The sequence below is a fragment of the Flavobacterium pygoscelis genome (genome assembly GCF_023162025.1).
GTDB lineage: Bacteria > Bacteroidota > Bacteroidia > Flavobacteriales > Flavobacteriaceae > Flavobacterium > Flavobacterium pygoscelis.
The window spans coordinates 299,222-309,895 of record NZ_JALNUB010000005.1 but is presented as its reverse complement, the minus strand read 5'-3'; the positions used below and the strand labels follow the sequence as shown (position 1 = coordinate 309,895).

The 10,674-nt window shown below is 32.6% G+C and carries 13 protein-coding genes; 7 read left to right on the top strand and 6 right to left on the bottom strand.

Annotation, left to right across the window (positions count from 1 at the left end; genetic code table 11):
* Positions 1 to 140: 140 nt before the first annotated feature.
* Together MW871_RS10220 and MW871_RS10215 are read right to left on the bottom strand one after the other, a co-directional pair.
* Positions 141 to 1,397 carry an aspartate kinase gene (locus tag MW871_RS10220; RefSeq protein ID WP_210644753.1) on the bottom strand — a complete coding sequence of 419 codons (1,257 nt, stop codon included), beginning with the start codon at positions 1,395 to 1,397 and terminating at the stop codon, positions 141 to 143.
* A 73-nt stretch (positions 1,398 to 1,470) separates the two neighbouring features.
* The gene (locus MW871_RS10215; protein ID WP_248428437.1) at positions 1,471 to 1,971 is read right to left on the bottom strand and encodes a GNAT family N-acetyltransferase; all 501 of its coding nucleotides are present in this window, start codon (positions 1,969 to 1,971) and stop codon (positions 1,471 to 1,473) included.
* A gap of 171 nt (positions 1,972 to 2,142) precedes the next feature.
* On the opposite strand from MW871_RS10215, the gene fbp reads away from it, so the two are divergent.
* The gene (gene fbp, locus MW871_RS10210; RefSeq protein ID WP_248428436.1) at positions 2,143 to 3,162 is read left to right on the top strand and encodes a class 1 fructose-bisphosphatase; all 1,020 of its coding nucleotides are present in this window, start codon (positions 2,143 to 2,145) and stop codon (positions 3,160 to 3,162) included.
* Positions 3,163 to 3,219: 57 nt separating this feature from the next.
* Here fbp and MW871_RS10205 read toward each other — a convergent pair whose 3' ends face one another.
* Entirely contained in the window at positions 3,220 to 3,651 is a 432-nt protein-coding gene (locus tag MW871_RS10205) for a tellurite resistance TerB family protein (RefSeq protein ID WP_210644749.1), read from the bottom strand.
* Between the two features lie 179 nt (positions 3,652 to 3,830).
* Between MW871_RS10205 and MW871_RS10200 the strand changes: the two genes are divergently transcribed.
* The 4 genes from MW871_RS10200 to MW871_RS10185 are packed head-to-tail and all read left to right on the top strand — an operon-like array spanning position 3,831 to position 6,801.
* Positions 3,831 to 4,424, top strand: coding sequence for a HupE/UreJ family protein (locus MW871_RS10200; protein WP_188048972.1), 594 nt, complete (start codon positions 3,831 to 3,833; stop codon positions 4,422 to 4,424).
* A 2-nt stretch (positions 4,425 to 4,426) separates the two neighbouring features.
* Positions 4,427 to 4,858, top strand: a complete 432-nt coding sequence (locus tag MW871_RS10195; RefSeq protein ID WP_248428435.1) for a deoxycytidylate deaminase — start codon at positions 4,427 to 4,429, stop codon at positions 4,856 to 4,858.
* Positions 4,859 to 4,916: 58 nt separating this feature from the next.
* Positions 4,917 to 6,485 carry a S41 family peptidase gene (locus tag MW871_RS10190; RefSeq protein ID WP_248428434.1) on the top strand — a complete coding sequence of 523 codons (1,569 nt, stop codon included), beginning with the start codon at positions 4,917 to 4,919 and terminating at the stop codon, positions 6,483 to 6,485.
* Positions 6,486 to 6,492: 7 nt separating this feature from the next.
* Complete coding sequence (locus MW871_RS10185) at positions 6,493 to 6,801, top strand: hypothetical protein (protein ID WP_248428433.1); 309 nt, start codon at positions 6,493 to 6,495, stop codon at positions 6,799 to 6,801.
* Positions 6,802 to 6,815: 14 nt separating this feature from the next.
* On the opposite strand, the gene MW871_RS10180 is transcribed toward MW871_RS10185, so the two are convergent.
* The 3 genes from MW871_RS10180 to MW871_RS10170 form a co-directional block, all read right to left on the bottom strand.
* Positions 6,816 to 7,421 (bottom strand): FAD-dependent oxidoreductase, encoded by a 606-nt coding sequence (locus MW871_RS10180; protein ID WP_248428432.1) that lies wholly within the window; start codon positions 7,419 to 7,421, stop codon positions 6,816 to 6,818.
* Between the two features lie 6 nt (positions 7,422 to 7,427).
* Positions 7,428 to 7,628: a hypothetical protein gene (locus tag MW871_RS10175; RefSeq protein WP_210644742.1), complete on the bottom strand. Its 201-nt coding sequence runs from the start codon at positions 7,626 to 7,628 to the stop codon at positions 7,428 to 7,430.
* 117 nt (positions 7,629 to 7,745) lie between these two features.
* Positions 7,746 to 8,324 (bottom strand): MarC family protein, encoded by a 579-nt coding sequence (locus MW871_RS10170; RefSeq protein ID WP_188048966.1) that lies wholly within the window; start codon positions 8,322 to 8,324, stop codon positions 7,746 to 7,748.
* 319 nt (positions 8,325 to 8,643) lie between these two features.
* Between MW871_RS10170 and MW871_RS10165 the strand changes: the two genes are divergently transcribed.
* Complete coding sequence (locus MW871_RS10165) at positions 8,644 to 9,216, top strand: DUF3109 family protein (RefSeq protein WP_210644740.1); 573 nt, start codon at positions 8,644 to 8,646, stop codon at positions 9,214 to 9,216.
* A 255-nt stretch (positions 9,217 to 9,471) separates the two neighbouring features.
* Positions 9,472 to 10,449 carry a ribonucleotide-diphosphate reductase subunit beta gene (locus tag MW871_RS10160; protein WP_188048964.1) on the top strand — a complete coding sequence of 326 codons (978 nt, stop codon included), beginning with the start codon at positions 9,472 to 9,474 and terminating at the stop codon, positions 10,447 to 10,449.
* The last annotated feature ends 225 nt before the right edge of the window (positions 10,450 to 10,674 follow it).

Here is a 10,674-nt window from a genome sequence, read left to right as displayed (position 1 = left end):
CAAAAGCATCAAAAGTAGTATTTATAATTTAATTTTATCAGAATGAGTTTATTAGGGAGTAAAGTTAGAAATTTCCCCTAAAAGATAATGGGAATCAAGATTGCTCCTTAATTCCCATTAGTTTGTCTATAAAAATAGTTTTATATTTCCTTAGTTACGACTTGCATAGTTTCTCGGCTTACTTGTTTTAGTAAAACAACTTTGTTTTCTTCAACAGTATGTGCTGCGGTATCATTAAAATGTCTGATGGTGTAAAGAGTAACATTCTCTTCAAAATCAACTTTAAATTTTTTAGATAAAATCGCATTCAACTCATTAAAGTTATTGAATTTGTCTTCGACACAAACAGAAAAACTAATGGCAGAATTCTGAATTAGGTTTACTTTGAGTTTAAAACGGTGAAACAAGGCAAAAATTTCGCTAATGTTCTCTTCCATTATAAAGGAGAAATCTATAGAGGATAGCGAAATCAATAGTTGATTTTTCTTGACGATAAAGCAAGATAAATGAGGTTCTAAATCGACTCCTTTTGCAACACTAGTTCCTTTTAATAAAGGATTTATAAAAGACTTTACGTATAAAGGAATTTCTTTTTTTTGTAAAGGTTGCAACGTTTTTGGGTGAATTACCGAGGCACCATAAAAAGCGAGTTCGATTGCTTCACGATACGAAATTTGATTAAGTAAGCTTGCATTTTCAAAATACCTTGGATCGGCATTCATCACTCCAGGAACATCTTTCCAGATGGTTACGCTTTCGGCATTCAAGCAGTAAGCAAAAATAGCTGCTGTATAATCTGATCCTTCACGACCTAATGTTGTGGTAAAATTATTTTCGTCGGAGCCTAAGAATCCCTGTGTAATATTAAGGATTTTACTTTTTATATTTTTTGATATGTTTTTTTGAGTCAGTTCCCAATCTACTTCTGCATCTCTATAATTTGCATCAGTTTTTATAAAATTGCGAACGTCAAGCCATTGTGTTTGTATACCCATAAAAGTCATAAAATGACTCAAAATAGTAGTCGAAATTAATTCGCCAAAGCTAACAATCTGATCATAGACAAAATTATAGTTAGGAGATTTGTTGTTTGCTAAAAAATATTCTAAATCGGAAAATTGAGAATTGACAGCTGCAAAAACTGCATTTTTTTCGTCCTCAAATAAGTCCATTACAATTTGATTGTGGTATTTTTTTACCTCTTGAACCGCCGAACTTAATTCGGGAGATTTATCAAAATAATTTTTAATAACCAATTCTAATGCATTGGTTGTTTTTCCCATAGCAGAAACAATTAGCAACACATCTTCATAGCCCACTTTTTGTAAAACGTCATAGACATTTTTTATTCCTTCGGCGTCTTTTACAGACGCTCCACCAAATTTAAATACTCTCATATTACTATTAATTCTACCGTTCTTAAACTTTATGTTTTTTTGTCCATATGCACAATGCTAGTTTGCAATGGATTTAAATTTTTAATTTAGAATCAACAAAATGGTTAATTCCTTCTTCGTCCATTTGTACAACTAACCAACCATCAAGAATTTTTGCTCCCGATTTTTTGTAAAATTCTATTGCTGGCGTATTCCAATCCAGAACATTCCATTCTACTCTTCTTACATTATCCTTTTTGCCTTGTTTTAAAATTTCAGAATATAAGGCGTAGCCCAATCCTGTTCCTCGCATTTTTTCTTTTACAACTAAATCTTCCAGATGAATTGTTTTTCCTTTCCAAGTAGAAAAGCGATAATAATACAAGGCGATTCCAACAATTTCTTTAGTTTCTGTAGTATCGGTTTCTACTTCGGCAACAAAAACTTGAAATAATGGATTTGTTCCAAAACCATCTCGAACAAGATCTTCAACCCTGATTTGAACTGCATCGGGTTCGTTTTCGAATGTTGCTAATTCTTGAATTAGGTTCAAAACAGCTTTCATGTCCTCGGCTTTTCCTTTTCTAATATTCATAAATAGTTGGTTTTTATCGTTCTTAGTGGGTACTTACAAAGCTAATGAGCTTATAAAGTAGTGATTTTGAAAGCAAATATACAATACTGATAAACTAAGTAAATATTATTGAATTCATTTTCACAAAAAAACCGATATTTGTGACTTCAAAATAACTACAACGATTTCGCAATGAAAGAACGCAACAAAACACTAGGTGAGTTTATCATCGAAAACCAAAATGCATTTCAATATTCTTCTGGAGAACTGTCAAGAATCATCAACTCTATCCGATTAGCTGCAAAAGTGGTTAATTATAAAGTCAATAAAGCGGGATTAGTGGATATCATTGGTGCAGCTGGAGAACAAAATATTCAAGGTGAAGATCAACAAAAATTAGATGTTTATGCCAACGAGGTTTTTATTCAAACTTTAATCAATAGAGAAATTGTTTGCGGAATAGCTTCAGAGGAAAATGATGAATTTATTACCGTAGCAGGAAGTGATAAAAGCCATAATAATAAATATGTAGTGCTCATGGATCCTTTAGATGGTTCCTCAAACATTGATGTAAATGTGTCTTTGGGGACTATTTTTTCAGTGTACAGAAGAGTAACACCAATAGGATCTCCTGTAACAATGGAGGATTTTTTGCAACCAGGAGTTAATCAAGTGGCTGCAGGTTATGTAATTTACGGAACTTCTACAATGTTGGTTTATACAACTGGTCATGGTGTAAATGGATTTACTCTGAATCCTGCAATTGGTACGTTTTATTTGTCTCATCCTAATATGCAATTTTCTATGGATGGACATATTTATTCTATTAATGAAGGGAATTATGTTCATTTTCCACAAGGAGTAAAAAATTACATTAAATATTGTCAGACTGAAGAAGAAGACAGACCTTATACGTCTCGTTATATCGGAAGTTTAGTTTCAGATATTCATAGAAACATGATCAAAGGTGGTATTTATATTTATCCTACTAGTTCTAAGGCTCCAAAAGGTAAATTGCGTTTGTTGTACGAGTGTAATCCGATGGCATTTATTGTAGAACAAGCAGGAGGAAAGGCTTCGGATGGTTTTGGTAGTATTATGGAAATCATACCGACTGAATTACACCAGCGCGTTCCTTTTTTCTGCGGAAGTTACAATATGGTAGAAAAAGCAGAGGAATTTATGGAAAATGCTAAATTAAGCAAATACTGAAAATAAAAACAGCACAAAAAAAAGCTTCCAATTATAATGGAAGCTTTTTTTTATATTTTATTTATTCATGTTTTGCATTTCAAACAAAAAAGTTTCAAGATCAACTTCTTTATCTGCTAATTTTAATGATTTGTTTACGATGTAGTCAACATTATCAATATTAAAACCTAATGCGATACAAATTTTTCTAAGAAGTAATTCTTGTTTGTCTCCTAAATGATGATCAACATGAATCATTCGAACTAAGTCGAACAAACGATCTAATCTTTGCTCGTGTAAGTAGGGAGCGTTTATTGGAAAATTTAAAGGATTTTCTAAAATCTCTTCATATTCTGCAGGAGAAATTTCAAGTTTAATGGCTAGTTTGTCTAAAAATGCTTTTTCTTCTGGAGAAACTTTTCCATCAGTAAGCGCCACACGAACAATAGCTGAAAAATGACCTTGGTTTCTTTGCTTAAATCCGCTATCAAATAAATCTGAAAATGACATAGTTTTTGTTTTTTAACCCACAAAGATAAATCTATTTTTAAATTTATTGATTTTTTAATTTTTAATTTTTTTTCTTTTAAAAATATATGTTTTCAATTCCGTTTATTTAAATATTCAAATCAATCATTTTCAAAATTAATCGTAAGTTTACAGCCCTTTATCAACTTAATATTGTACTAATGTCAGAATTTTGGATTTACTTTCAAATAGGATTAAAACACGTTTTAGATATACACGCCTATGACCACGTTTTATTTTTAATAGCTCTTGCTGTTCCCTTCTCTTTCAGCGATTGGAAACGTGTGGTTTTATTAGTAACGCTCTTTACTATTGGGCATACCATGGCATTGATGTTGTCTGTTTTTGGTATAGTTGCTATCAAAGTAAATGTTGTCGAATTACTTATTCCAATAACTATTTTGATAACAGCTTTATTCAATTTATTTACGGCAGGAAAATCCGGCAAGAAGGAAAGTATTAACTTGGTATTTTTTATCACGCTCTTTTTTGGAATAATCCATGGTTTGGGTTTTTCAAATTATTTTAAGTCTATTTTAGGAGGTACTGCAAGTTCTAAAATCTTACCTTTAAGTGAATTTGCATTAGGTATAGAAGCCGCACAGATTGTAGTGGTTTTTGTAGTTTTAGTGCTTTCTTATATTGTACAAACTATTTTTAGATTCTCTAAAAGAGACTGGACTTTAGTGATGTCAGCATTTATAATAGGAGTTGTTATACCAATGATTATTGCTAGCGAAATCTGGCACCGATAAATATGAACGAAAAGAAATTGAATAAGTACGACAAGGCATATCTTAGAATTGCTAGTGAATGGAGTCTTTTGTCTTACTGCAAACGCAAACAAGTTGGCGCAATTATTGTCCGGGATCGAATGATTATTTCAGATGGTTATAACGGAACGCCTTCTGGTTTTGAAAATTGTTGCGAAGATGAAGCGGGTTTGACACGTTGGGATGTGCTGCATGCTGAGGCTAATGCGATTTTAAAAGTAGCTCGATCTACACAATCTTGTGAAGGCGCTACCTTATATATTACACTTTCGCCTTGTAAAGAATGTAGTAAACTGATTCACCAATCCGGAATAAAAAGAGTCGTGTATCACAAAGGTTATCGCGATGATTCTGGCATTCAGTTTTTGATAAAAGCAGGAGTAGAGGTAGAGCATATTCCTGAGTTAGAAGAATAGAAGTCATTTAAAAGTTGTCCAAAAAAAGCTGTTACTATTAAAATAATGTGACCATCAAATGAAATTTAATACAAAATTTTTACCTCTTCTCTTTTTTGCAACACTTGCCTTAGGTGTTGTACTGGGTGGTATGTTAAATTTCCCAAACACAGCAGAATATCTAGTAAAAAACAATTCGAAAAGCAAACTCAATAAACTAATCGATTTTATAGATAATGATTATGTTGATGCTGTTAATACAGATTCTATAGTAGATCTAACGGTCAATAACATATTAGCTAAACTAGATCCACATTCTATTTATATGCCTCCAAGCGAACAACTGCAAGTAGCAGAAAGTATGAAAGGAAATTTTGTGGGAATTGGAGTCAATTTTTATATGTATAAAGATTCCGTTGCTGTAATAAAACCGGTTGCTGATGGTCCTTCTGCAAAAGCAGGTATAGAGTCAGGAGATCGTATTTTGTATGCCGATAAAACAAAACTATTTGGACGAAAATTACCAAGTGATAGTTTGTTTTCTAAATTAAAAGGAACAGTAGGTTCTGATATTGAACTTACTATTTATAGAAAGTCAGAAGGCAAGAAACTAAAAGTAAAAATTAAAAGAGATGTTATTCCCATAAAAAGTGTTGATGCAGCATTGCTTTTAAACGCTACTACGGGTTATATCAAAATCAATCGATTTGCCGAAACTACTTATAGCGAGTTTATGACCGGCTTAATAAACCTTAAGCAGCAAGGCGCAAAATCATTAATTATTGATGTTCGTGATAATGGAGGTGGTTATATGGAAGAAGCCATTGCAATTGCTGATGAGTTATTGCCAAACAAACAACTAATCGTTTTTACTAAAAATAAAAAAGGAAATGTAGATAAGACTTTTGCGACCGAAAAAGGAAGTTTTGAAAACGGAAATGTATTTGTTTTGATAAATGAAAATAGTGCTTCAGCGAGTGAAATTCTTGCGGGTGCTGTTCAAGATAATGATAGAGGTACAATTTTGGGGCGTCGTTCTTTTGGAAAAGGATTAGTGCAACGCGAAATGGATTTTTCCGATGGTTCTGCAGTGCGTCTAACGATTGCTAGATATTATACGCCAACGGGTCGCTCTATTCAGAAACCATATACAAAAGGGAATGAAGCTTATTTTAAAGAATCAGAATCTCGTTATACAAATGGCGAATTGTTTGATAAAGATAGTATTAAGGTTTTAAAAGAAATAAAATTTAAAACTAAAAAAGGGAAAATTGTTTATGGCGGAGGCGGAATTGTTCCAGACGTTTTTGTCCCTCTTGAAGTAGAACATGGCAATGAAGGTACTGCCTATTTATTGCAGTCGGGTATTTTAGGAAATTTTGTATTCGAGCAACTGGATAAAGATAGAAGTAGTTTTAAAGGATTGACTTTTGAGCAATTTCAAGTCAAAATGAAACAGACTAATCTTTATTATGATGCTTTTCAAAAGTTCATTTTTGGAAACGGATTGGACTTGAATTTTGGAAAAAGTAAATCTTTAGTGCAACGGTATTTGGTGGGTGAATTTGCAAGACAACTTTATGGAGAAAAATATTATTATGAAATTGTATTAAAAGAAGATGCAATGATTAAGGCAATTTTAAAATAATCGATTAATGAATAAGTTTAAAATAAGTTTTCTTTTGCTGCTTACTGCTTTCGTATTCGCTTGTGCAGGTATGAAAGAGAAAAATGCAATTGAAGGAACGGTAAATGCGGTTGAGTTTGGTAAGGATGGCTATACTGCTAAAATTAAAACCAACAATAATAAAATCATCTACGCAACGCTAAGTATCGTAAATGTTGGAGGCCCCGAAAATTACAAGGTTTTTAAAGTAGGAGAACAAGTGTCTGTTACAGGAGATCTATGGAAAACGGATACTGAAAATCATATTACAGTTAGAAAAATCATTACTGCAAATTAATTATTACTTTCTAATTATCTTATGCTATCGTGAGCATGAGTTTGTATCTCATTGTTCCATAAAGTAAGAATGTCTGTTGCTACTGCAGCACCACTACCAGCTGCAATTGCGAGTTGGCTTCTCCAGCCTGCTAAAGTTCCAATTACATAAATGCCTTCGGCAACTTTATGATCGTCATTTTTGAGTTGAATTCTTTGTTTTTCTGGGAGCGATTTTTTGTGAGGTTCTACATATTGCATCAAGCCTTCGATGGCAAATGTATTTGCTGCGCCAATACCAATAACGATCATTTTAGTGTTATAGTTTGATCGATTAGTTATAACGGTAAAATTGGGAAACTCTCCTTCAATTTTAAGTACTTTTTCGTTAGGTATTTGTACGATCTGAGGATGAGTTGCTGAGAGTTGCCCCGTACTTTCTTTTAATAAATCGGAGCCCAGTTTTCCACTCGGAATTCCGTATGCATTGTTGAATAATGCTTCTTGTAATGAAGAGGTTTTTTGATGGGTAAAAATGCCTATTTTTTTATCAGAAACAAAAGATTTGTTTTTTGCTGAGCCCAAAATAAGCGAACATGACATTCCAGAAACGCCACCTCCTATTATTAAAACATCAAACATAAGGATTTATTTTCCGTTGGTTTTTTCTTCAATTCTTTTTGACATTTTAAAAATCAAAAGTATCATAACCGCACAAAAAGAAGCTGCAATGCCAATAAATGCAACTACACTATCTCCTTGAAATGGATTTCTAAAATCAAGTAAAGTAACATTAAATAGAATTAGAGCAATTGCTAAAAATACCAATATGTTAATAAAAATTTTCATAATGTGTTATTATTTTAAAAGTATCAAGTAGATGGTTTTATTGTCAAACGAAATTCGTTGAGAATCTAATTTGTTTTATTATCGGGTCTTAAGGGCGTAAATTTAGGGAAATTTATTTTAGACAAACAAACCTTTAACATTCGCAGCGAATAATTTAACAGCTATTGCTAAAAGTACTACTCCAAACGTCTTTCTAATCACACCAAGTCCATTTTTTCCTAGCATTTTCTCTATCTTAGAAGAAGATTTTAGTACTACATATACTAGAATTATGTTCAAAACAATGGCGATAATAATGTTTGCTGTATGAAATTGAGAGCGCAATGAAAGTAAAGTGGTCATTGTTCCTGCTCCAGCAATTAGAGGAAAAGCTAGAGGAACGATAGAGGCGGAACTGGCTTCTTCATCACGGTAAATACGAATGCCTAAAATCATCTCAAGAGCCAAAAAGAACAATACAAATGAACCTGCTACAGCAAATGAATTGACATCGATCCCTATTAATTTTAATAACTCTTCTCCAACAAATAGAAAGGTGATCATTATAACTCCTGAAACTAAGGACGCTTTTTCTGATTCGATATGTCCAAATTTTGCTCGTAATCCGATGATAATTGGTATAGAACCAATAATGTCAATTACTGCAAACAGAACCATTCCTACGGTTATAATTTCCTTAATGTCTAATCCTAGCATGAGCTTTTTTTTGCTACAAAGTTACTCTTTTTGATTAAGTATCAAATTAATATCAGTAGCAACAACCACTCTATTTGTAAAATTTTGCTTGTTTAGAATTTTTTAACTCGTTAATTATTTTTTTACAAATAATTTGAATCCATTTTTAAAGGGGAATTATTGGGTACAAAGAGACTAAAATTAAAGTTTCATGATAAAATTTGCGAATTAAATTTTTTAGGAGTCCAGGCAAGTTGGTCTTGTTAAAGTTGTTTTTTAAACCTTAAGTTATGGGATTCTTAATTACCTTTGCGGTTAATTATATAAGCACTACAGAATAATGTTTCAATTAGGAAAAACCATAGTTTCAGAGGATTTACTCGAAAAAGATTTTGTTTGTAATTTAACCGCTTGTAAAGGCGCTTGCTGTGTTGACGGTGATGCTGGAGCCCCTTTAAGTTTAGAGGAAACAAAGATTTTAGAAACCATTTATCCTAAAGTGAAACCATTTTTGCGTAAAGCAGGAATTGATGCTATCGAAGCGCAAGGAACTTGGGTTACTGGTGTAGATGGTGAACTTGAAACTCCACTAATTGACGGTAAAGATTGTGCTTATGTAATGTTTGATGGTAAAACTGCGCTATGTGGTATCGAGCAAGCCTACAACCAAGGAATTATCGATTGGAAAAAACCGGTGTCTTGTCACTTGTATCCTGTTCGAGTGAAAGATTTTACGGAATTTGCCGCAGTTAATTATGATAAATGGGACATTTGTGATCCCGCTTGTTCTTTAGGTCAGGAATTAGAAGTTCCTGTTTATAAGTTTGTCAAAGAGGCCTTAATTCGAAAATTCGGTGAAGACTGGTATATGGAATTAGAGCAAGTAGCACAAGACTTAAAAAACCAAAAATAAAAATAAACTTTACCTTATTATTTTATTTACTAAACCCTATGTTTTACGGTGCTTTAGCGTTTCTTAACGTTTGTAATTCACTGTAATACAGTATTTTGTAATAAATCGTAAAATCACATCTATTTCTTTCCTTTGTTAAAAACTAGGGGAGATTGTGGATAAGTTTGGCTTTTTATTACCGCAATATTTCACAACCTTTGTAAAGCTCAAAAAGCTACAAAATTCATTAAACGCATAAAAAAATAAATCCATACAATGACACAACTAGAGCCAATTTTACAAGAAAATAAAAATCGTTTCGTAATTTTTCCTATCAAACATCATGATATATGGGAGTTTTATAAATCAATGGAAGCTAGTTTTTGGACGGCAGAAGAAATTGATTTATCTCAGGATTTAAACGACTGGAATAATAAGTTGAATGATGATGAAAGGTATTTCATTAAGCATATTCTTGCATTTTTCGCTGCTTCTGATGGAATTGTAAATGAGAATTTAGCAGAAAACTTTGTAAATGAAGTGCAATATGCTGAGGCTAAATTTTTCTATGGTTTTCAGATCATGATGGAGAATATCCATAGTGAAACCTATTCTTTGTTGATTGACACTTACGTGAAAGATGAAGCGGAGAAAGATGATTTATTTAATGCTTTAGAAGTTTTTCCAGCGATTAAGAAAAAAGCAGACTGGGCATTAAAATGGATTGAGTCAGATTCTTTTGCTGAAAGATTGATTGCATTTGCAGCCGTAGAAGGAATTTTCTTTTCAGGAGCATTCTGTTCTATTTTTTGGTTGAAAAAACGTGGATTGATGCCGGGTTTGACATTCTCTAACGAATTAATTTCTCGTGACGAAGGTGTTCATTGTGACTTTGCAGTGCATTTGCATAACCACCACTTAATTAATAAAGTTCCAAAAGAAAGAATTAGAAGCATCATCGTTGACGCTTTGAACATTGAAAGAGAATTTATCACAGAATCACTTCCTGCAAGTTTAATAGGAATGAATGCAGTATTGATGACTCAATATTTAGAATTTGTTGCGGATAGATTATTAGTGGAACTTGGTTGTGATAGAGAATACAATACTTCAAACCCATTTGATTTTATGGACATGATTTCGCTTCAAGGAAAAACAAACTTCTTTGAAAAGAAAGTAGCTGAATATCAAAAATCGGGTGTGATGAACACTGATGTTGATGCTCAAAAAATATCTTTTGACGCTGACTTTTAGTATTCAGCCACAAAGACGCTAAGCCGCAAAGAAAAGTAAGGTTTAGTTTTAAGTGAAAATTTCATTATTTTTTTGGTGATGTAGCAATCTAAAAAGGTTACTCAAGCATAAAGAATCTTTGTGCCTTGGTGTCTTTGTGGCTAAAAAATAAGTCAATCCAAGTAGAAATAACTTCTTGTCTCTATGACAAAAAGATAAACATAAAGCATAAATAAACTTTGTGCC